This window comes from Hirschia sp., from assembly GCF_058892565.1.
On the sequence record NZ_JBZXVU010000004.1, the window covers coordinates 61,308 to 83,011 of the forward strand.

Consider the following 21,704-nt stretch of genomic DNA (forward strand, 5'->3'; position numbering starts at 1 on the left):
GCTTGTTTTCATTGGCGCTTGATTTTCCCAACATCACGCTCACAAAATGATACGAGTTGGCTCATTGAAAGTTAGATTCGATTTGTCGAAATCCTTATTCACCAAATATGCACAGTGTTTCGGCAGTCAGTCCACAATAAAAGCGCAGAAACGTGGAACAAAAACACCAATATATAGAAACAAATTTGTATCTAAATCATCCCAAAATACCCTAGCCCGCCACCTCTTTTAAGGGCTGAGGCGAAAGACTTTCTGTTTTCTTGAAATCATTTCGCATAAATTCCGGTTTTTGTTCTACTAGCTCCCAGCGACCGTCAAAATGCTCAACTAGCGCCGTACAGCTTTCCACCCAATCGCCATCATTCATGTATGCAATGCCGTCAATTTCTCGCATTTCAGCGACATGAATATGCCCGCAAATAGCGCCGTCAAACCCTTTGCGTTTGCAATAGTCTGCAACATGTCCTTCAAAGCTATGGATATAGTTTAGAGCTTTTTTTGTTCGCTTTTTCAATTCGTTAGATAGCGACCAATATGGCAAACCAAAGTGGCGGCGCACCTGATTGAGTTTCGTATTCATTGCCAGCATGAAGTTATAAGCATTGTCCCCTAGAAACATTATCCATTTTCTATCAGACCGCATCATCCCATCAAACATATCACCATGAACCACAAGGTATTTTTTACCGTCAACGCCTTGATGGGTAATTCTATTTTTCACATCGATGTGACCAAAGCTCATGCCAAAACCAAGAAAGGCTCGAAGAAATTCATCATGGTTTCCAACGATGTAGACGACTTCTGTATCTCTCTTAGACGCTGTCAATATCCGCCGAATGACATTGGTGTGTGACTGCGGCCAAAACCATTTTTTTCGTAGCCGCCAACCGTCAATAATATCTCCAACCAGATATAATTTTTCACATGTGTTTGACTTTAGAAATTCACACAGCGCCTCAGCCTGACAACCTTCCGAACCCAGATGAATATCCGAGATAAAAATGCTACGGTATTTAGGTGAATTATTGCTCATGAAGCCACTGCATAAAGTGCTTCTGTATAAGTTTTATGACGTTAAGAATAATTCTCTGTACCAGGCTAACGAGGCATTATCTCTTAAGCTGGATAAATCTTTTTAATAGATGCGGACGGCGTGCACGGATACTATCTTTTCTTCTGTTGACCGAATCCCTCTAATATATTTCCTAATTGTAGTTGGGACTTTATAATTCGAGGTCAAATTTATGTCAGGCAACGCAAACTTGCGTGATTTAGCGAATGAACTTGAGCAATCAGGTGACTATCGCGTATTGAAAAGACTCGTCCCACCACTTCCTATGAATTTTATTGGTGCCCCTTTCAAGCGAGGTCTGTTGATTGATACAGAAACTACCGGTTTAGATTATCGAGAGGCTGAACTTATTGAAATTGCACTCGTTCCTTTCGAATATTCTACCGAAGGAAAACTGGTGACTTTTGGAAAGGCGCTAGATCAATTTCAACAGCCAAAATCACCTATTTCTGAAGAAATCACCAAGCTTACCGGTATCACAAATGAAATGGTAGCAGGTCAAAGAATAGATATTCCTGCTGTCGAACAATTGATCAATGAATCTGACCTTATAATCGCACACAATGCTGCTTTTGATCGCCCTTTTGCTGAACGTTTAACACCTGCTTTCAAAGCAAAACCTTGGGCCTGTTCTTTGGTGGATATTGATTGGAAAGAGGAAGGTTACGAATCTCCAAAACTCTCATTTTTAGCTATGGAGCACGGTTTCTATTATAAAGCTCACCGGGCTGATATTGACTGTTGGGCGACGATTAAATTGCTTGCACAGCGGCTAAAAACATCTGGTGACAGAGCTATGGCTCACCTTCTAACGAGTGCTCGTGAAGAAAGATGGCGTATTTGGGCAACTAACACCAATTTTGCTAAAAAAGACATTCTAAAAAACAGAGGATATCGTTGGGAAAGTGGTGAGAATGGAAAACCTAAATCATGGTACGCTGACATTGCAGCCAAAGATAAAGAATCAGAACTCGAGTTTTTAAAATCTGAAATTTATGATGGTCAGTTACCCAACATCCCTATGATACATATTACTGCTTTAAATCGCTTTTCCGCCGATCTAGATTAGTTTACATAGATTTCCACTGAAACGGACTTAAAGGCTGGTGTCTTGCTTCTAGGGTCAACATTTGTCGACGTTAAAATATTTGCTTCTGGATAATAGGCCATAACATTGCCTCTAGGAATGTTAAATTCAACAACACTCACTGACAGCATCTCACCTTCAGAGCTTCTTAGATTTACCTTCGCACCATTTTGCGCGCCGAGTTCAACAATATCTTCCTTATTCATCAGTACGGACCAACGAGAGTCGGTTCCTCGATATGAATCTTTTTCTTCATAGATAATAGAGTTAAATTGTCCCTCACTACGAATAGTGGATAGAGTGAAATACCCTGTTTTCTTTAATGGTGGATTTTGAGAGTTGACGACAAATTGCGCCAATCCATCAGGTTTGTTAAAAACAGGTTCATGAAGTAGACGATTTGAAATATGGAACTCTCGCTTCGCCTCATCAATATCCTTAAGGTTCTCCATTCCCGGAACAATTTCAGCGATAGCGGCACGAACAGAATTATGTTTTTTGAAAATTTGGAAATTCACCGGCAAATCCGGTAGTAATTTTTCAGCAAGATCAGCTAGAATAACTGTCTCAGGTCTTACATTATCTAGCCTGTTTATACCTCCATCGCTCATTCGGACGTAATTAAACATGGACTCCTGTGTAGTTGGTTCCCATTCCTCGTCTCGTGCCGTTACTGGCAGTATGAGCATCTCGCTGTCTTCAACGCCAATTAAGTGACTTTGATTCAATGTGGTGGTCAAACATAGTTTAAATCCAATTGAGTTGAGGGAACTTTCAGACCACGAAGCATTGGGGTTTGCGGCATATAAATTTCCACCCATTAGAACAGCAGCATCAATCTCTCCTGATGCTGCGGCTTTCATACAAGCCATAGTATCCATGCCAGTTTCGTCTGGAAGTATTATACCAAAATAATCCTCTATTTTTGCAATGACATCTTCAGCAAGAACAGGTTTAACACCGATAGTGCCAACTCCTTGAACATTTGAATGCCCTCTAAGCGGCAGCAGGCCTGCGCCTCTTCTGCCGATCATTCCTCTTAGTAAGGCAAGATTGGCGATATATTCAACATTATCAGACCCGTGCAGATGATGGGTCATCCCCATCCCCCAAGAAAACACCGTATTCTCCGAGGAAGCGTATGTTTTCGAAATACGGATTATATCTGATTTTGAAACGCCTGTTTTCGCCTCTATATCATCCCACATTACCGATATTATATCTTCATAGAAATTCGAAAAACCAGACGTGTATTTCTCTATAAAACTTCCATTCTGGGCTTCAATTTCCAACACCCCTTTGGCTATTCCTTTGAATAGCCAGATGTCTTGGCCAATATTTGGTTGCAGATACTCGGATGCGATTTCTGAACCACCAGAAAGCAAAGATTTTGGACTCTTAGGAACAGCAAACTTTACGAGCCCAGGTTCTTTTGCTGGATTTATCACGATGACTTGCCCGCCGCGCTCTCGGCAAGCTTTTAATTGATGAATAAAACGCGGATGGTTAGACGAAGGGTTGGCACCTATCACAAAAATGGTGTCTGTAAGTTTTAGGTCTGCAAACTCAACAGTAGCAGTTCCAGTTCCTATCGTTGACCCTAATCCAACTCCCGTTGCCTGATGGCAATAATAAGAGCAATTATTGACATTATTTGTCCCATAAAACCGAGCTAATAGCTGAAAAACAAACGCCGCCTCATTGGATGATCGACCAGAAGAATAAAAGAAAGTCTTTTTGGGATCGGTTGCTTTAAATCGGTCAGATGCAAGGACGATTGCTTCATTCCATGCAATCGGTCGGTATTTCCGGTCACTTTTAGCTTTGTATATGGGGGTATTTAAGCGCCCTAAACGTTCAATATCTTTGGGCTGAAGCTCCCTTAATTCAGAGATCGGGTGTTCAAAAATTTCATCTGGAATTGCTGGTTGGATATCTGTCGACTGCGCTTGAACACTCTTATTGCAAACAGAAGGAAATTCGCCCGCTTCATTGGTCATTCCGCCCAATTGACCACCCATTCCAAAAGCGCATGCTTTACATGTGTTTTTGGAGGTAAGTGCTTTGGTCGCTTTACCCACACCGATGCGCCGAACGGTCTCTAAAGTGTAGAGCACCTTCTTTGCACCACCACCAATGGGTTCACTTTTCATAATGTCCAGCCTCGCACTATTTTTTGTTTCAGATTAGTGCCGCTAGTTTTCACAATAATCAATCACTCTTCCATATAAGGAATTTGTTATGAAAGAGTGATTTTCATTGGCTTACATGTGCAATGAGCGCCCTAATGCACTGAATGCAGATTCTTGTAGTGCTTCTGCACGTGTCGGATGGGCCTGTATAACCATAGACAAATCTTCCAACGTGGATGCCATCTCAATTGCGAGCGAGAAAGCCCCTGACAGTTCTGAAATCTCTGCACCTACCCCATGAATACCCAGAACTTCATGATTATCCTTACGTGCAATCACAGTTACAAAACCATCTTCACGTTCAGTAGACATAGCACGCCCTGATGCGCTGAAGGGAAATTTACCCGCTAAGACTTCGATACCATTTTTTACTACATCCGTAGCACTCATACCAACAGATACGATTTCGGGATCAGTAAAACAAACAGCAGGAATGCATCTCTTATCCCAAACGCGTTTGCTACCTGAAACTATTTCCGCAACCATTTCACCTTGCGCCATAGCGCGGTGCGCTAACATTGGTTCACCAGTTACATCGCCAATAGCGTATACATCTCGCATGGATGTAAGGCACTTATTGCTTATTTTTAAAAATGAACCATTCATAGCAAGAGATAATTTTTCTAAGCCAAACTCAGTTAAATTGGGTTTGCGTCCTACCGTTACGAATACTTTATCTGTCGGAATACGAACTTCTTTGTCTTTTATGGATACCAACAAGGCTTTTCCATCTTCTGACATAGATTGTGCTTGTGCCTCACAATGAAGCGTTATACCAAGCTCCTTCATACGCTTCTCAACAGGTTTTCTAAGATCTTCTTCATACATAGACAGTATGTTTGCGCTGGCTTCGACAATAGTGACTTTAGACCCCAATTTTGCATAAGCCATTCCTAGCTCAAGGCCGATATATCCACCTCCAACAATTATGAGCTTTTTGGGAGGTTTGCGAAGTTCTAATGCTTCAGTGGAGCTGCAAATCTTACCGCCAAAGGGTAATGAGGGTAATTCAATTGATTTGGAACCTGTAGCAATCACAACATTTTCAGTAGATATGCGAACAATACCGCCAGCAGTGGTGACATCTACTGTTTTTCCGTCAATGAAATTTGCGCGCCCATTTACGTGTTGGACTTTCGCCTTTTTTAAAAGTCCTGCAACAGCTTGGGTCAGTCGATCTACAATTCCATTTTTCCAATCAATTGTTTTTGAAAAATCAATTTCTGGCGCCTCAGCACGGATGCCCAAAGGGTTATCTTTGGCATTCTCCCTTGCTTTTTCAAATTCATTTGAAGCATGAATAATCGCTTTTGAAGGGATACATCCAACATTCAAACAAGTGCCGCCCAAATGAGATTCTTCGACAATAATTGTATCAACCCCAAGCTGTCCGGCTCGGATTGCACAAACATAACCACCAGGACCTGCACCAATGATTAGCAACTTACATTTTTTTGAAATCATGGCTTAGTTCCCCATAAAAATTAGTGCGGGTGTTTCCAAGAGTGTTTTGATGCGTTGTACAAAAACAGCCGCATTCCAGCCGTCGATAATTCGGTGATCAAAGCTGGATGAGATATTCATCATTTTACGAGGTACAAATTCAGCACCATCCCAATGTGGGCGTACAACAATTTTGTTTACACCAACGATAGCAACTTCGGGGTGGTTTATGATGGGTGTTGTCGCAACCGCACCTAATGGACCAAGAGATGTTATTGTAATCGTGGAACCAATTAATTCTTCGCGCTTTGCCGTACCATCCCTTGCTGAAGCAGATAACCGAACTAATTCAGCGGCGATATCCCATACAGATTTTGCTTCAGCATGGCGCAGGACGGGCACAACCAGCCCATTCTCAGTCATTGTGGCAATACCGGCATGAATACCCTCATAACGTCGCACAAAGCCTTCATCGTCATAATAATGAGCATTCATTTCTGGCTGTTTTTGAATAGCTTTAACAATAGCCGCCGTTATGAACGGTAAAACCGTCAATTTTGGTTTGTCGCCTCGATCATCATTTAATTTTGCTCGCAAGTCTTCAATTGAAGTCACATCAACCTCCTCTACAATTGTAATGTGAGGGATACGAGCATTGGCGAGCGCCATCTTTTCTGAGATTTTTTTGCGCAATCCTGTGATCTTAATGTCAGTTTGCCCCGTTTGCTCAACCATTGCATTGCCCACACCAGCGTTAGATTGCGCAACTGGGTTCGCATACACTCGGTTGAGGTCTTCATGTGTAATACGTCCAGCGGGGCCTGAACCAACCACTTGACGCAAATCAATTCCGCCTTGAAGCGCTCGATGCCGGACTGCTGGAGAGGCTAATGGTGCCTCCCCTTCCTTTCTAGGTGCACTTAGGTTGGAAGTAGGTTTGTAAGGTGTTGAAGGTGCTAACTTTTGTTCGGAAACACCGACTTCTTTTGAAGCGTTGTCCGGTTGAAGTTTGGCTACTGTTTCTTTTGCTTCATCAATTTTGACATCATCACTTGTTTCAATATGTACAAGTTCAGATCCAACCGCCAGTACATCGCCTACGTCCGTCGCAAGCCAAACAATCTTACCGCTACACAATGATGGAATTTCAACAGTTGCTTTATCGGTAAGCACAGCGGCCAACACATCATCTTCGCGTACTTCGTCACCAACTTTTACATGCCATTCTACGATTTCAACTTCAGTGACACCTTCACCAACATCTGGAAGTTTAATTGCTATATTTTTCATTTTAAGCCTCCAAAGTTTCTTTAATTGCTCGGATGACGCGTTTAGGACCTGGGAAATAATCCCATTCTTGCGCATGCGGGTAAGGCGCATCCCAACCAGTTACGCGCTTGATAGGTGCTTCAAGATGGTAGAAACAGGCTTCCTGAACTTCAGCGATAAGCTCGGCACCAAAACCAGATGTTCGGGTTCCTTCATGAAGAATCATGCAGTGCCGCGTCTTCTGCACAGATGCCACGATTGTTTCTAAATCAAGTGGCAACAAAGTGCGCAAATCAATAATTTCCGCATCAACTTCAGCCTCTTTAACCGCAGCTTCGGCGACATACACCATTGTGCCATAGGCTAGGATCGTTATCGCTTCACCTTCACGGTAAACTGAAGCTTTGGCTAATGGGGTTTTATAATAACCTTCTGGAACCTCACCTAAAGGATGCCCCGCCCAACCAACAGATTTAGTGTCGTGATGGCCATCAAAAGGACCGTTATAAATTCGTTTGGGTTCAAGAAATATAACGGGATCTGGATCTTCTATAGCTGCAATCAGAAGCCCTTTGGCATCAAGAGGTGATGAAGGTTGTACAACTTTCAAACCCGCGACATGAGTAAAGAGTGCTTCTGGACTTTGACTATGCGTCTGTCCACCAAAAATACCACCTCCGGTCGGCATACGAATAACCATTGGGCAAGTAAATTGACCAGCGGAGCGATGACGAATACGTGCAGCCTCCTGAGTGATCTGATCATAAGCAGGAAACATATAGTCAGCAAATTGAACTTCAACGCATGGACGCATTCCTTGCGTGGCCATGCCAACTCCCATTCCAACAATAGCGCTTTCATTTATAGGCGTATCGAATACGCGTTCGATACCGTATTTTTTTTGTAATCCGGCTGTGCAACGAAAAACACCACCAAAATACCCAACATCCTCCCCCATAACGATAACTTTGGGGTCCTTTTCAAGCATAACATCCATGGCAGATCGTACCGCTTCAATCATAGTCATTTGAGCCATTTCGTTATGCCCCCATATCTTGACGCTGACGTTTCAAATGCTCCGGCATTTCTTCATATACGCCTTCAAAAATCGCTGACGGAGAAAGGTATTGGGGATTTAGAAAAGTACCCAATGCTTCACTTTCTTTTTGAGCTGCAATGACTTCATCCATAATCTCAGCCACCCCTTGCTTATGCCGCGCTTCGGACCATTTTCCGCGACTTATGAGATGTTGTTTCAAGCGTTCAACTGGATCACCTAAAGGCCAAGCGTCTGCTTCCTCTTTAGGTCTGTAAGCGGATGCATCATCTGAGGTGGAATGCGCCGCCACACGATATGTCACCCATTCGATAACAACTGGCCCGTATCCACCACGCGCGCGCTTTGTTGCCCATTTTGTAGCTGCCATAACAGCTAGAAAGTCATTTCCGTCTACACGAATAGACGGTATTCCATAACCTACCCCACGGCTCGCAAAAGTTGATGCTGAGCCACCTGCTATTCCTGAAAAACTAGATATCGCCCATTGGTTATTGACCACATTCAATATCACTGGCGGGTTGTAGACCGCAGCCGTCACCATCGCAGAATGATAATCATTTGAGGCAGTTGCACCATCTCCTATCCAAGCTGCAGAGATATTGTCAGTACCAGTTAGAGCCGCTGCCATAGCCCACCCAACAGCTTGAACGTATTGGGTACCTAAGTTTCCGGATATAGTAAAAAAGCCATAGTCTTTAGCTGAATGTAGCGTAGGTAATTGACGCCCGCTCAATGGGTCATTTTCATTTTGATAATACTGACCAAAAAGACTTTTTAAAGGATAACCACTTGCAACCAATAATGACTGTTGGCGGTATGTAGGAAAATTCATGTCACCTGGGTGCAGTTGCTTCTGGAATGCACAACCAATTGCTTCTTCGCCTGTACATTGCAGATAAAAGGTCGTTTTACCTTGCCTTTGGGCGTTTAACATTCGCGCATCTATCGCGCGCATCTGAAGCATATCGCGGAGACCTTGAAGCAACGCATCTTCAAGACCCTCTTCACCTAGATACTCTGCCCACGGGCCAACGGCATTCCCCTCCTTATCAAGAACACGAATAAGACTATTTGCGTACTCTCGAGATTCTTCTGCGGTCATCTCCAATGGTGGTACTGACAAAACTCCTGGGTCGGGAAACTTATAATTTGAAAAATCCGGGATATCTCCGGGTCTCGCCGAGGGGGTTGGAAAATTAATTTTAACTGACATTACATTGAGTTCCTCCGGACAGAACGCCAGCAATTGCCCATCTATGTAAGCTAACTGCTTTCATCTGCTATAGTTCAAGAAGCCATCCCAATACCGCAGACAAGCTTCCGCACCACCCAATATAACAGAATAATAGACCAATATATACTAATAATTATTATTATTTTTGCGAGTAATTTAAAATTTACAGTACAAAGCTTCCACTTTCGACGAATATTAGCAATATATAACCCTCGCAATATCGTTGGAAATTTGACATTACGCAGGCGAACTCACAGCAAAAACAACTAGCTCTCGCTCCTATCACAAAAGAAATTCTCAAAATTCATAAGATAAAGATTTCTTGACTAAATAATGATCAAAAACCCTCAATATCATCTAAGTTAATTTATAATTAGGCGTATTTCATGCGCAGAGCGCTCAAGCCACCTTGCTGTATCGCAAAAGAGCTGCCAAAAATCATTTATCAACAAAATTCGGGATGAGGAATTTCCATGAGCAAAACAACACTAACAGCTCTAGCGACCATACTAATGCTAGCAGCATGTGAGCCCAACACACCCACCAAATCTGAACCAAAATCAGAAACCACATTCACAGCTGAAGAAGTTGAACTTGAATCAAAGCGTTTGAATGAATGGTTGGATCAAAAATTTGAAGAAGAGCTAGCGTTCAGTCCAATCCAAAAAACATTCCTTGGTAGAGATAGCGATCAAGATAAAATCGACGACCTATCAAAAGAGCACGAAGAGAGCATTCTTAGCTGGAAGCGTTCAAAAGATTCGGAAATGAAAGCCTCATTTGACTATGATAAACTTTCAGCTGAAGCAAAAACATCTTACGACATCGCGGCTTATCAATTTGCACAATCTGATGCAGCAGCAAATTTTCCTACAAATGGGTATGTATTTGAACAGATGAATGCTGTTCATGGCTTCTTTCCACAACTATTAATTGCATTTCATAAGGTTGAAGATGCAGATGATATGGACAATTACCTATCACGAATTGGCGAATCTGCACGTGCTATAGACCAACTCATTGTCAGGTCAAAAGAGAATGCTGCTACAGGCGTTCGGCCACCATATTTTGCATTTGAACAAGTGATTGAAGAAGCCAAAAAAATCATATCAGGCGCACCATTTGATGAAAGTGGTGAAGATAATGCTGTTTGGGCTGATGCAAATACAAAAATAGATGCTCTACTTGAATCTGAAGCAATAGATGAAAGCAAAGCGGAGCAACTAAGAGCAGACATCAAAACCACCCTTTTGGAAAAATGGAAGCCAGCTTACCAATCGCTCATCGAATGGCAGGTTGAAGACAAAGTAAACGCCAACGAAATTGCTCAAGGTGTAAGCGCACTACCTTCTGGTGGTGATTTTTATAATGAAAGACTGGCAAACCAAACTACGACAACGCTCACAGCAGATGAGATTCACGAAATAGGTTTAAAGGAAGTTGATCGCTTACGAGGCGAAATGGAAGCAATTCAAACAGAATTTGGATTTGAAGGAAGTTTACAAGATTTCTTTGCTTTCTTGCGTGATGAAAAATCCGATGAACGCCTCTACTACCCCAATACTGATGAGGGGCGCCAAGGATATATAGACGACGCGACAGCTGCAATTGATAAAATCAAAGCGCAACTACCAAACTATTTCGGCATTCTACCTAAAGCAGATCTAGAAGTACGTCGAGTTGAACCCTTCCGTGAACAAGCAGGCGCTGCTCAACATTATTTCCCCGGTACGCCAGATGGGTCACGCCCAGGAATATATTACGCCCACTTACTAGATATGGAAGCAATGCCAAAACGTGAGCTTGAGGTGATTGCATATCATGAAGGCCTTCCCGGCCATCACATGCAAATATCAATAGCACAAGAGCTAGAAGGTATTCCAATATTTAGAACGCAAGCTGGTTTTACAGCCTATGTTGAAGGCTGGGCTCTGTACACAGAATGGCTAGCCAAGGAAATGCCAGGCACTTATGAAGACTCTCTGTCAGAGTTTGGTCGTTTAGGTTCAGAGATCTGGCGCGCTATACGTCTAGTTTTAGACACTGGACTACACTCTAAGGGCTGGACAGAACAACAAGCTATCGAATATTTCCAAGCAAACTCCGCAATAACAACTGACCAAGCGCGTTCTGAAGTGCGTCGTTACATGGTTCTACCGGGACAAGCGACTAGCTACAAAATCGGAATGATAAAGTTTCAAGAATTAAGAAAGAAAGCAGAAGAAGAACTTGGCGACAAATTCGACATTCGCAGTTTTCACGATACAGTTCTCAGTGGTGGTGCCCTACCACTTACAATTCTGGAAAGACGTGTAAATGACTGGATTACTTCGGTAAAAGCACAATAGCATTTTGCCGCTTAAAAAATTCTAGGCTCCGGAAATTTTTCTGGAGCCTTTTTTGTGAGTCTCCATTGCAATGGGAATTTAGAAAAATATTTTAACCATACTCTTGCTTGTAAACCTTCTATAAATGAGTTCAGGAGCACTTCATTACCTAAAGCATTTCACAAGCTTACTATTTATCCGATCAGTCGAACCATCGGCCACCAAGGTGCATAAATGAAAAATTCTTCTTCTGTAAAAAATCAAACAGCGCAAATCATTGCTCGTGAACTTAAAGTTCCCGACGCCAAAGTATTAGCGGCAATTACACTATTAGAAGAAGGTTCCACTGTGCCGTTTATTGCCCGATATAGAAAAGAAGTCACAGGCGGTTTGGATGATACTCAACTTAGAAAACTATCTGAAAGATTAACCTATCTCACCGAGCTTAACGATCGAAAATCAACGATTTTAAAATCTATCCGTGATCAAGAAAAACTCACACCAGATTTAGAGCGTCAAATATTGAAGATTGAAACAAAAGTTGAGTTAGAAGACGTATATGCACCGTTTAAGCCCAAGAGGCGCACGAAAGCATCAATAGCAATAGAAGCGGGTTTAGGACCTTTGGCAGAGAAACTATTGCTCAATCCATCTCTGGCTCCAGACAAAGAAGCTCTCGCTTTTGTCTCTAACGATAATGGTATCACAGACCTGAATGCAGCATTAGAAGGTGCCAGAAATATCATTATTGAACGTATAGCTGAAACACCTAAGGTTGTTGGTCCGGTGAGAGAAAAAGTATGGAATAATGGGGAGTTAGGTTCAAAATTAGTAAAAGGGAAAGAAAAGGAAGGAGCTAAGTTTTCCGATTATTTTGATTTTGATGAACCCATTCGCGATATGCCATCACACCGTGCGTTAGCCCTGCTTCGAGGTCAAAAAGAAGGTGTGCTGAAAATCAATCTTGATGTGCCACATTTGCCAAGTCAAAAACATCCTGCCGTTGGTGTGGTCATGCGAGAATTTGGAATATCCAATAAGGGGCGTCCAGGTGATAGCTGGATGTCTGAAACAGCTGAAAAAGCCTGGAAGTCCAAGCTAGCCTCATCTAGTGCAAATGATTCAATTTCACGCCTAAAAGAAAAAGCAGATACAGAAGCTATCAGAATATTTTCTCGAAATGCGCGAGACCTATTACTCGCAGCACCAGCGGGCGCTCGAGTGGTTATGGGGGTGGATCCGGGAATACGAACAGGATGTAAAATTGCAGTTGTTGATGCAACTGGAAAAGTAATTGATACAGCAACTATCTACCCACACGAGCCGCGTAAAGATTGGCAGGGCTCGCTAACCACCATGGCTACACTTTGTAAGAAGCACAAAGTAGAACTTGTGAGCGTAGGCAATGGAACAGCAAGTCGCGAAACTGATAAACTTGTCGCAGAGTTATCAAGCAAAATGCCAGAATTGAAGTTGACTAGAGTCATTGTATCTGAAGCAGGTGCCTCTGTGTATTCTGCTTCTGAGTTAGCGGCTAAAGAGTTCCCAAATATGGATGTAAGCATTCGCGGCGCTGTCTCAATTGCTAGACGCCTACAAGACCCCTTGGCTGAATTAGTAAAAATAGACCCCAAGGCGATCGGTGTTGGTCAATATCAACATGATGTGGATCAATCAGCTTTAATTCGATCACTAGACGCCGTCGTGGAAGATTGTGTGAACTCTGTCGGAGTTGATGTTAATATGGCGTCGGCCCCGTTACTTTCTCGCGTTTCTGGTTTATCTGAAACCTTAGCTAATAATATAGTTGCTTTTAGAAATGAAAATGGTCCTTTTAAGAACCGATCGACTCTCAAAAAAGTGGCCCGTATGGGGCCTAAAGCCTATGAACAAGCAGCTGGTTTCCTGAAAATTGTTGATGGCACGAATCCCCTTGATGCTTCAGCAGTTCACCCTGAAGCATATCCTCTGGTAAAACAAATTGCTGAAAAGACGGGCCGAACAATAAGCAGCCTGATTGGGGACAAAGAATTTCTTTCCAGGTTAAACCCAAAAGATTTCGCGACTGAAACTTTCGGTATTCCCACTGTAGTAGATATTATCGCTGAACTTGAAAAACCCGGTCGTGACCCGCGACCACTTTTTAAGACTGCCACGCTACAAGATGGGGTAGAAGAAATATCAGATTTAAACTCAGGAATGAAATTGGAAGGTACCGTCACAAATGTAACAGCTTTCGGAGCCTTTGTGGATATAGGTGTACATCAGGATGGACTTGTTCATATTTCACAATTAGCCGACAAATTTGTGAGCGACCCTCACGATATCGTCAAAGCAGGTGATATCGTAAATGTGACGGTTATGGAGGTAGATGTTCAAAGAAAACGGATTGGTCTCAGCATGAAATCAGAACCGGAACTGCAATCTAATAATCGGCGATCCTAAGATCGTCGAACACGCACACAACAGCTACATTGTACGACGATTGCATCTGATACGAAAATGAAAGTCGCAAAATGACGAAATTTGAAATTGCGACCTTCTTCTTCAAATAGAAATTTGTTGCTGTATTGTTTCTATGAAACTTTTGCTAGAAATATCATCTTTAGATATTATTGCTGCCAAGCGTTGGTCAGCATCCTCTTCGCCTATATTTATAGGAATTTCACTAGAAAACAGTATGATAGGCCCTGAAAAAGCCCCATCTAATTCCTTGATTGATTGACGAAAGTCAAAATGCGGTGGAAGTAAATTATCGAGTAAAATTAAGTCAGGTGTATCTGTTTCTATTTTCAGACATGCAATTTCCAAGCAGTCAGCATGCTGGATTCTGATATGACTAAGACCTGCTTTTATAATATAAGCTTCTACCAATTTTGAGATGTTGGCATGATCGTCAACGACGAGAATGCTGGGATTTCTTGCTCGGCTCTTTTGAGCATTATCAATCACCATATTTGGTCAACCATTTTTATGTTATAATTTAATTCGTTGAAGCTCTTGGCAGCTTAACTTCTTTTAGCCAAAATTCATTTAATAGAGATGCTACTTTTTGATATCCCGCCACACTATCCGGTTTTACCATATATGCATTAGCCTTACGGCTGTATGAGTCATCAACATCTGTCTCATTTTCAGATGTGGAAAGAACAATCGTCGGTATATTTTTAAAGCGATCGTCCGACTTCAAAACGTCCAGCAACCCGCGCCCGCCCATTCCTGGCATATTTAAATCTGTAACAATTATTCTCGGATTGCTTCCATTTTTCAGGACTTCCAAAGCACATTCAGCATCTTTAGCGATTTCAATTTGCAGATTTTCATCTGCTTTGTTCAATGCTCGCAGGATGAATTTTTGGTCTTTAAGATCGTCTTCAACTATTAGTATCCCAATTTGTTTTGGCATAATAAATTCCTAATATCTAATAACCAAATGCCATCACAAATTTGGCACCATCTTTAAAGCTAGAGTCTACGTACAAATCACCATCATGCAAAGCCATAATCTTTTTACACAACGCTAAACCAATTCCTGCACCTTCAATAGTTTTACCATGATGAAGGCGTTTAAAAGGTTCAAATATTTTTTTCTGAAATTGCTCAGCTATGCCTACACCATTGTCTTCAACGATTATGCATTTTTGTCGATTTATAACATCTATTTGAGAATGAATTTTAATGTTCAATTGGTCAGCCATGGAATATTTACAGGCATTGACAACAAGGTTTTGAATAACTTGAACGAGTAATTCTTCATTTACATTGTGTTGAAAAAAATCACCGATTTCAATATTTGCGCCAACGGCTTCAACTTCCGAATTTACTTGCTTTCGAGCTTGCACAACGATTTGTTCGAAATCAGTGATCTTCTTTTTTATTTTTTCACTGTCCAACTTAAACATGTCATACAAACTACGAACCATAACTCTCATTCGCCGTAATCCATCTTCCATTTCATCGAAATACTCTGCCGCCAAAGTCGGTAAAACGATTTCATGCTCTTTCAATTCATCGGCAAATAGTTCAGCGAACATTGCAGATTGACGAAGGGGTGCTTGTAAATCATGTGAAGCCACAAACGCGAAATCTGACAGACTTTCATTAAGCCTAGATAATTGTTCTTCTTTCAGCTTTAATTCCGTTATATCAGTTGCTACTGCCAGAATAGTTGTATTCCCATCCTCACCAATCATTGGAATCTTATCTGTAGATATCCATCCCTCTATACCGTTCGTAGGCGCGTAAGATTCCACGATATTTCTGCGTGGTTTACCACTTTCTATGACTCTTAAATCGTCTTGAAGGTATTTCTCGGCAATCTCTGGAAACAAATCTTCAGTAGCAACGCCCTCTACCTCTAATGGGTCATTTAAACCCACTGAGAGAACAGCTGCTTTATTAGCTCTTAGAATTTTGTTGTTATTATCTTTATACCAAATCCGCGCCGGTACGTTATCCAGCACCATTCTCAACTCATCGTTCAAACGTGCATATTTTTCAAACGCCTTTTGTGATTCAATTGCATGCCCAATACTTGCAGCAATAATGCTCAACAACTCAAGGTCCGTCGTTGGATAAGGCGAACTCCGTTTAACGTCACTTACGAAGCTAATTGTTCCGTAGAATTCTTCATCCACAAAAATTGGAGCGCCTAAGTAACTAGCAAATTCATTTTGAGGAACAGCCGGATGACATTTAGTCTCGTTAGACTGAAGGTCGTCAAATGACAGGGCTGTTTGCTCTTCGACAACAGCAGCGCATATAGTATCAGGTAAGGCAAGTTCAACACCTGCAGCTAGTCCTTCCATTTCACCAACATATGCTTTCACCAAATATTTTTTGTCCTGAATATTTGATACAAACCCATCTGTCGCATGAAAAGTTCGTCGACCCAACTCAAGCAATTCTTCTAAATATTTAGTAGGGTCCGAATGCGCAAGTGGAGATATAGCTTTGAGCGCCTTAACAGTCGCTTCAAAATTCTTCCTTTGAGAAATAGGTGTAGATGCAACTGTCAGCCCGTTTACGCCGCAAGGTTCTGCCTTGACCCTAAACCATGCACTAATGGTATCATCAGTATATTCTATTTCTACAGTTTCTGATTTTCCCGACTTAACAACTTTTGAATATAGTGCGAATAGCCCCACCTCTTTAATGTTGGGAAATAGATCCAACATTTTGTTTCCGATGAGGCTCGATAATTTTTGTCCCGTATTTAATTCCAATGCGGCATTTGCACCAAGTAGCGTAAAGTCGGAAACAATACCCTGCTCATTGAAAACAGCTTCCAGCCTTAAAATCACTGCCTCACTTGCGTCGTAGATTGAACGTGAAATTTCACTTTCTTTTCGAGCTGCTTTAGCGAGTTCAATAATTTCATGCTCAAGTGTATTTTTAACAATCATATCCCTGATTGTTGTCGCCAATCTCACAAGGAGTGCTTGTTCCTGTGCCGAGAATTTTCGAGGTTTTCTATCGATAAGACAAAGCGTTCCAAGGGCGTGCCCTTCTTCTGTAATCAACGGTGCGCCAGCGTAAAAACGAATACTGGGTTCGCCTATAACTAGGGGATTTTGGTCGTATTTTTCGTCTTCAATGGCGTTTTCAACAACCATAACATTTGTAGACTTTATCGCATGCTGGCAAAAAGAGATGTCACGAGCAGTTTCAGTGACACCATCTAATCCGCAATTGGATTTAAACCATTGGCGATTTTCGTCCACTAGCGAAACGAGAGCAATAGGAACGTCAAACATTTCAGCAGCAAGCGCAGTCACATTGTCATATTGTGCTTCTGGTTTTGTATCCAGTATTTTCAATGCGGCTAACGTTGCTAACCGTGCTTGCTCATTCTTGTCATCAACCATTTGGACATTGCCTCAACATTTTTTACATTCCAGCCAACTGCCCCCCAGATTTATATCTCTCTTCATATGAATAAATCATAACCAGATAATATATGAGTATACCGCAACTTAAAGAGACACGCCGATATGAAAAACATTATTTCTTGGAGTGCATAATCCAATCTCCAGATTCAATGCCATCTATTGTCCAATTCCCCACTCGATATCGAATTAAACGCAAAGTAGGAAATCCAACACAAGCGGTCATTCGCCTGACTTGCCGATTTCGTCCTTCTGAGATTGTGATCTCAATCCAACTATCTGGTACGCTTTTTCGATATCTAACAGGAGGCTCCCTCACCCAAAGGTCAACAGGTTGGTCCATCAGTTTGACTTTAGCCGGCTTGGTCATACCGTCTTTCAATAATACTCCAGCCCGCAACAGGTCCAACGCTGATTCGTCGGGAATCCCCTCAACTTGAACCCAATAACTTTTTTCCATTTTATTACTTGGATCGCTTATACGGTGTTGCAATTTACCGTCATCTGTGAGGACCAATAAACCCTCACTGTCCTTATCTAATCGCCCCGCCGCATACACATTGGGTACGTCAATAAAGTGAGATAAGGTCCGGCGAGAAGATGCTTCATTTCCAGCGTCAGTAAACTGTGAAAGCACATTGAATGGTTTATTAAAAAGGAGAATATTCGACATGTGAATCTCTATGCCATTATAAGATATTTAATGCCATCCCCTCTTGTTCGCCTATTTCTATTGAACCGAGGTGAGAGATACAAAATCAACTGTTTTGCGTATTATGTCTTTTTAAGAAAGCTTCAAAAAAACCTTTTAAACGAGGCATTAATCGTGTCTCACAAATAGCTAAATGATCAAACCGCCTCCGCATTCTTGAAGCTATGGAGTTTTCATTTTTCGTTCCAAATAGGTTCCAACTTTTAAACCCAACGCCTTGAATAGTCCCCAAAATTGTTGGACGGAAATAAACAAGTTTTCCAACCTCACGAGATGGTTTTGCAAAATATTTCTTGTAGTGATCGTGACCACCAGAGAGATCATAAGATTTCAACCCCATCTCATCCATCGCTTCAATAGCTCGATAGAGAAGTATAATTCCCGGCCCCAACTCACTGTGATCGGGATCATACGCTGATATCCATGGATGAAAATTTTCACCTGACCTTAAACCAAAATGACCTGCCACAAGGGCACCGTTCACCCTAAGTTCAATAAGATATCCACCAAAATTATTTTCTTCATTGTATTTTACAGAAGACACCGCCTGCAGAACTGTAGAACTTTTCTCAGCTTCAATCACATCTACCAGACCCGATTTGCTAAATTGGTTACTTTTCCAATTAAAAAGTTGTTGAATATCTGAAGGATTATTCACACCATATCTGAGTTCTACGGTATCAAAATCTTTATCCAATTTCCGACTAAGCCGCCGAAAGTTTTTCATTCTTTTTGGATTGTCTTTCCATCGCTCTGCAAGATATTCTGCTGCACTTCCGTCTTCAATTTGCGCAACAAAAGAATAGCCTCGACTCTCAAAATTGGCGTCCATCAACACACCTTCAGGAGTCGCACAACCTTCACCTCTATAACTATGCCAACCACCCGCCCGTAGCATGTCATTCATGCTTATCTGGTAGCCTTCTGCGATCAAAGGCCCTGAATAATCATCAAATGGTGCACCAAGGGGGCGTACCATTCCTGCAACACGACCAGAACCACAAAAAACGCTGACAATCTTCTCACCGACTTGTCCAAATATAACTCGGACATGATCATTATTGGAAGCAATCAGTTTTGCAAATTCAGGCTCCAACAAAGGAGAGCTATAGCAATTTTGAGAAGAATTTAAGAATTTCCATTGTTTCCACTCAGCATGAGTTACTTCAGAAATATCTTTTGCAACAAATAAAACCACCCGTGAAACCTCAGTATTTTTTTCCATTTGGGTTACACGTTGGAACTCTCATCAATCCGTCGCACTTCAAGAGTATTTTTATCAATTTCGAAAGTAATGGGCGTGACTTTTTTAACCGTTGGTTTTTTCTGAATTTTTAGAGCCCTTGCAACAACAGCTTTTAGCATGACAGCTGCTCCAGTATTTTGGGGAATGGACGGATTCATACCAAAACGACGTCTCAATTTTCCATTTGTATACATTGCATTGGCTTTTAATAATCCTGAAGCTGTCATATATTCACATGACAATGAAACATTCATCATATTGCCATTCTGCACTCTGTGCGGAGCATTTTGAGGCCAAGTAATTGCTACTCCTGGCTTCATGTGCACCTTTGATACATGCTCATCAAAGCTATATTTAAAATCCATTTCTTCTTCTTGTTCACGCAAAACAACTGCCTCAATCTGGTTGGCAGTCGCAAAGGGTTCATGCGGTGGATAAAGAGAAACATATTTTTCTCCCCTCACCTGAACCAGACACACAAATGGTATGTCCAAATGATAATGGACATGAATATTTGGAGAAGAAATTAGGACACCGATATCTTGCTTTAATGTTTTGATACCTGCTGCTGAATCTAGTTGAGAAAAAAGTTTATTTCGAACATCTGCATATTCGGGAAGATATTTACTGACTGCTCTCAAATTTAACCAAATCTGCCCTCGCTTTACCGCCTCAAGGAGTTCAGCCCCAGATAAATTATCAGCTCTTCCATGGATTGCTTTAACCCGTCCTTCTGAGTGGGCAGGAAATGTGTAAATTCCCATATTTTCACGAGGGTAACGGTCTAGCAAATCAGCCAAGCCATCGTCTGAGTATTTCTCACTCAAATGCTCGTCATGCTCACCAGCAATAACTTCTTTGGAAAAGCATACAGACGTATCCTCTGGCCATTTGAAAAGCATATCAACACCAACTGCTTGAAAACAAAAACTCTAAAACGGAAAACACTAGACCAACCAATTGAATAAGCAGTTCGTCTGATTTATTTTCTGTATTCCAATTTCTTTGCAACTAATATGCCGAATACATTAAAAATAAACTGTTTTTTACATCATCATTTCAATAACAAATAAAGCGACCAGCTTTTTTATGAAACCGGCACACAAAACTCGCCGAGAGAGAAAAAACCTCTTATTTCCTCTACCAATTTGAATTCACATGAATTTCTATGGATTTGTCATTTTTGCTCGTAAAACATCAATAATCACAGGCGGTGAATGGTACAATTTTTCTGCATGCGGTGCCCACAGCAAACCAACAGACCTCACTAGGTCAAACCCTGCCATTTTTCGCATTATGATGTAACTACAATCATAACTGTCAGGCATTACCGTCACGCCTAATCCTGCTTTGATCATTTCCAGTACACGCTCGTCATTTGATGATTTGTACGCAAAAAAAGGGCGAACGCCCCTTTTTGTAAAATGCTTACTCGTTTCAGACAACACCTCACAATGCCTACGAACAATCATAGTATTGTCAGCCAAAGCTTCACCGGGAATAATTTCTTGGTCTGCTAAAGCATGATTTTCAGGCATAGCAATGGAATATCCCTCTCTAAAGAGTGTCTCTTCCAGGAAACGTTCCCCGCCTCGCTCGACAAGCGTCATAGCAACATCTACACGACCACGCGCAAGATGATTTGTGAGTTCGCGTTCACTACCCTCGACAAGCTCAACCTTGGCATTGTCATCAAAATGTCTAGCTTGAACGATTGCATCAGACAAAATCTTTGCTGGAATGCTCGTCAATATCCCTAATTTAAGAACTGGCTGTGCTTCCTGTCCCCGCACCGCCCTTTCTGCTTGGTTAAAATCACTTTCTATTCGTCGCGCATATTCAAGCAATCTAGTACCAGAATCTGTAAGATGTATTCGTCGATTTGCGCGATGGAACAGCTTAGATTCTAATATTTTTTCAAGCTTAGCTATTCCCACGGACAAGGTTGGCTGGGCCACATTCAAATGAACTGCAGCTCGAGAAAAATTTCCATGATCTACAACGGCAAGGAAATAGCGAAGAAGGTAGCGATCAATCATAGATAAAAACTATACCATGATTAGTTTAATTTCAATTTTATCTATTAAACCAAGAATGTTACAATGTGCCATAAGAGGCGCAGCGCCCATAAATTGAACTTGGGAGGTATTTAAATGATGAACCTTGATTTCGCT

At 41.7% G+C, this 21,704-nt stretch carries 16 protein-coding genes; 3 read left to right on the forward strand and 13 right to left on the reverse strand.

What is annotated here, in order from left to right; all coding sequences use genetic code 11:
- Nucleotides 1-211 precede the first annotated feature (211 nt).
- Nucleotides 212-1,033, reverse strand: a complete 822-nt coding sequence (locus AC5EF3_RS01765) for a UDP-2,3-diacylglucosamine diphosphatase (RefSeq protein WP_493546796.1) — start codon at nucleotides 1,031-1,033, stop codon at nucleotides 212-214.
- 211 nt (nucleotides 1,034-1,244) lie between these two features.
- Between AC5EF3_RS01765 and AC5EF3_RS01770 the strand changes: the two genes are divergently transcribed.
- Entirely contained in the window at nucleotides 1,245-2,141 is an 897-nt protein-coding gene (locus tag AC5EF3_RS01770) for a 3'-5' exonuclease (protein WP_493546797.1), read from the forward strand.
- Here the strand turns inward: AC5EF3_RS01770 and AC5EF3_RS01775 are convergent.
- The 5 genes from AC5EF3_RS01775 to AC5EF3_RS01795 all read right to left on the reverse strand — a co-directional run bounded on the left by AC5EF3_RS01775 (nucleotide 2,138) and on the right by AC5EF3_RS01795 (nucleotide 9,336).
- The gene (locus AC5EF3_RS01775; protein ID WP_493546798.1) at nucleotides 2,138-4,312 is read right to left on the reverse strand and encodes an FdhF/YdeP family oxidoreductase; all 2,175 of its coding nucleotides are present in this window, start codon (nucleotides 4,310-4,312) and stop codon (nucleotides 2,138-2,140) included. The two genes, AC5EF3_RS01770 and AC5EF3_RS01775, sit on opposite strands and share 4 nt — an antisense overlap.
- A 111-nt stretch (nucleotides 4,313-4,423) precedes the next feature.
- Nucleotides 4,424-5,815: a dihydrolipoyl dehydrogenase gene (lpdA, locus tag AC5EF3_RS01780; protein ID WP_493546799.1), complete on the reverse strand. Its 1,392-nt coding sequence runs from the start codon at nucleotides 5,813-5,815 to the stop codon at nucleotides 4,424-4,426.
- A gap of 3 nt (nucleotides 5,816-5,818) precedes the next feature.
- Nucleotides 5,819-7,084, reverse strand: a complete 1,266-nt coding sequence (locus AC5EF3_RS01785) for a dihydrolipoamide acetyltransferase family protein (protein WP_493546800.1) — start codon at nucleotides 7,082-7,084, stop codon at nucleotides 5,819-5,821.
- A gap of 1 nt (nucleotide 7,085) precedes the next feature.
- Nucleotides 7,086-8,099 carry an alpha-ketoacid dehydrogenase subunit beta gene (locus tag AC5EF3_RS01790; protein WP_015827453.1) on the reverse strand — a complete coding sequence of 338 codons (1,014 nt, stop codon included), beginning with the start codon at nucleotides 8,097-8,099 and terminating at the stop codon, nucleotides 7,086-7,088.
- A gap of 4 nt (nucleotides 8,100-8,103) precedes the next feature.
- Complete coding sequence (locus AC5EF3_RS01795) at nucleotides 8,104-9,336, reverse strand: thiamine pyrophosphate-dependent enzyme (protein WP_493546801.1); 1,233 nt, start codon at nucleotides 9,334-9,336, stop codon at nucleotides 8,104-8,106.
- A 494-nt stretch (nucleotides 9,337-9,830) separates the two neighbouring features.
- Between AC5EF3_RS01795 and AC5EF3_RS01800 the strand changes: the two genes are divergently transcribed.
- Nucleotides 9,831-11,705, forward strand: a complete 1,875-nt coding sequence (locus tag AC5EF3_RS01800) for a DUF885 domain-containing protein (RefSeq protein WP_493546802.1) — start codon at nucleotides 9,831-9,833, stop codon at nucleotides 11,703-11,705.
- A 213-nt stretch (nucleotides 11,706-11,918) separates the two neighbouring features.
- Nucleotides 11,919-14,129: a Tex family protein gene (locus AC5EF3_RS01805; protein WP_493546803.1), complete on the forward strand. Its 2,211-nt coding sequence runs from the start codon at nucleotides 11,919-11,921 to the stop codon at nucleotides 14,127-14,129.
- Nucleotides 14,130-14,231: 102 nt separating this feature from the next.
- On the opposite strand, the gene AC5EF3_RS01810 is transcribed toward AC5EF3_RS01805, so the two are convergent.
- From AC5EF3_RS01810 to AC5EF3_RS01840, 7 genes are all read right to left on the reverse strand, one after another.
- Nucleotides 14,232-14,639 (reverse strand): response regulator, encoded by a 408-nt coding sequence (locus AC5EF3_RS01810; protein ID WP_493546804.1) that lies wholly within the window; start codon nucleotides 14,637-14,639, stop codon nucleotides 14,232-14,234.
- A gap of 28 nt (nucleotides 14,640-14,667) precedes the next feature.
- The gene (locus tag AC5EF3_RS01815) at nucleotides 14,668-15,090 is read right to left on the reverse strand and encodes a response regulator (protein ID WP_015827448.1); all 423 of its coding nucleotides are present in this window, start codon (nucleotides 15,088-15,090) and stop codon (nucleotides 14,668-14,670) included.
- 16 nt (nucleotides 15,091-15,106) lie between these two features.
- Entirely contained in the window at nucleotides 15,107-17,551 is a 2,445-nt protein-coding gene (locus tag AC5EF3_RS01820; protein WP_493546805.1) for a GAF domain-containing protein, read from the reverse strand.
- A gap of 136 nt (nucleotides 17,552-17,687) precedes the next feature.
- On the reverse strand, nucleotides 17,688-18,245 hold the full coding sequence (locus AC5EF3_RS01825) for an rRNA large subunit pseudouridine synthase E (protein ID WP_493546806.1): 558 nt from the start codon (nucleotides 18,243-18,245) through the stop codon (nucleotides 17,688-17,690).
- 85 nt (nucleotides 18,246-18,330) lie between these two features.
- Complete coding sequence (locus tag AC5EF3_RS01830) at nucleotides 18,331-19,509, reverse strand: GNAT family N-acetyltransferase (RefSeq protein WP_493546807.1); 1,179 nt, start codon at nucleotides 19,507-19,509, stop codon at nucleotides 18,331-18,333.
- Nucleotides 19,510-19,514: 5 nt separating this feature from the next.
- Nucleotides 19,515-20,357: a hypothetical protein gene (locus tag AC5EF3_RS01835; RefSeq protein ID WP_493546808.1), complete on the reverse strand. Its 843-nt coding sequence runs from the start codon at nucleotides 20,355-20,357 to the stop codon at nucleotides 19,515-19,517.
- 339 nt (nucleotides 20,358-20,696) lie between these two features.
- A complete protein-coding gene (locus tag AC5EF3_RS01840) occupies nucleotides 20,697-21,569 on the reverse strand; it encodes a LysR family transcriptional regulator (RefSeq protein WP_493546809.1) in 873 nt (290 codons plus the stop codon).
- Between the last annotated feature and the right edge of the window lie 135 nt (nucleotides 21,570-21,704).

Coding starts and splice junctions, on each gene's coding strand:
- AC5EF3_RS01820 (WP_493546805.1), bottom strand. CDS start 17,551: ATGGTTGATGACAAGAATGAGCAAGCACGGTTAGCAACGTTAGCCGCA.
- AC5EF3_RS01815 (WP_015827448.1), bottom strand. CDS start 15,090: ATGCCAAAACAAATTGGGATACTAATAGTTGAAGACGATCTTAAAGAC.
- AC5EF3_RS01790 (WP_015827453.1), bottom strand. CDS start 8,099: ATGGCTCAAATGACTATGATTGAAGCGGTACGATCTGCCATGGATGTT.
- AC5EF3_RS01775 (WP_493546798.1), bottom strand. CDS start 4,312: ATGAAAAGTGAACCCATTGGTGGTGGTGCAAAGAAGGTGCTCTACACT.
- AC5EF3_RS01765 (WP_493546796.1), bottom strand. CDS start 1,033: ATGAGCAATAATTCACCTAAATACCGTAGCATTTTTATCTCGGATATT.
- AC5EF3_RS01785 (WP_493546800.1), bottom strand. CDS start 7,084: ATGAAAAATATAGCAATTAAACTTCCAGATGTTGGTGAAGGTGTCACT.
- AC5EF3_RS01825 (WP_493546806.1), bottom strand. CDS start 18,245: ATGTCGAATATTCTCCTTTTTAATAAACCATTCAATGTGCTTTCACAG.
- AC5EF3_RS01840 (WP_493546809.1), bottom strand. CDS start 21,569: ATGATTGATCGCTACCTTCTTCGCTATTTCCTTGCCGTTGTAGATCAT.
- AC5EF3_RS01830 (WP_493546807.1), bottom strand. CDS start 19,509: ATGGAAAAAAATACTGAGGTTTCACGGGTGGTTTTATTTGTTGCAAAA.
- AC5EF3_RS01805 (WP_493546803.1), top strand. CDS start 11,919: ATGAAAAATTCTTCTTCTGTAAAAAATCAAACAGCGCAAATCATTGCT.
- AC5EF3_RS01810 (WP_493546804.1), bottom strand. CDS start 14,639: ATGGTGATTGATAATGCTCAAAAGAGCCGAGCAAGAAATCCCAGCATT.
- AC5EF3_RS01800 (WP_493546802.1), top strand. CDS start 9,831: ATGAGCAAAACAACACTAACAGCTCTAGCGACCATACTAATGCTAGCA.
- lpdA (WP_493546799.1), bottom strand. CDS start 5,815: ATGATTTCAAAAAAATGTAAGTTGCTAATCATTGGTGCAGGTCCTGGT.
- AC5EF3_RS01795 (WP_493546801.1), bottom strand. CDS start 9,336: ATGTCAGTTAAAATTAATTTTCCAACCCCCTCGGCGAGACCCGGAGAT.
- AC5EF3_RS01770 (WP_493546797.1), top strand. CDS start 1,245: ATGTCAGGCAACGCAAACTTGCGTGATTTAGCGAATGAACTTGAGCAA.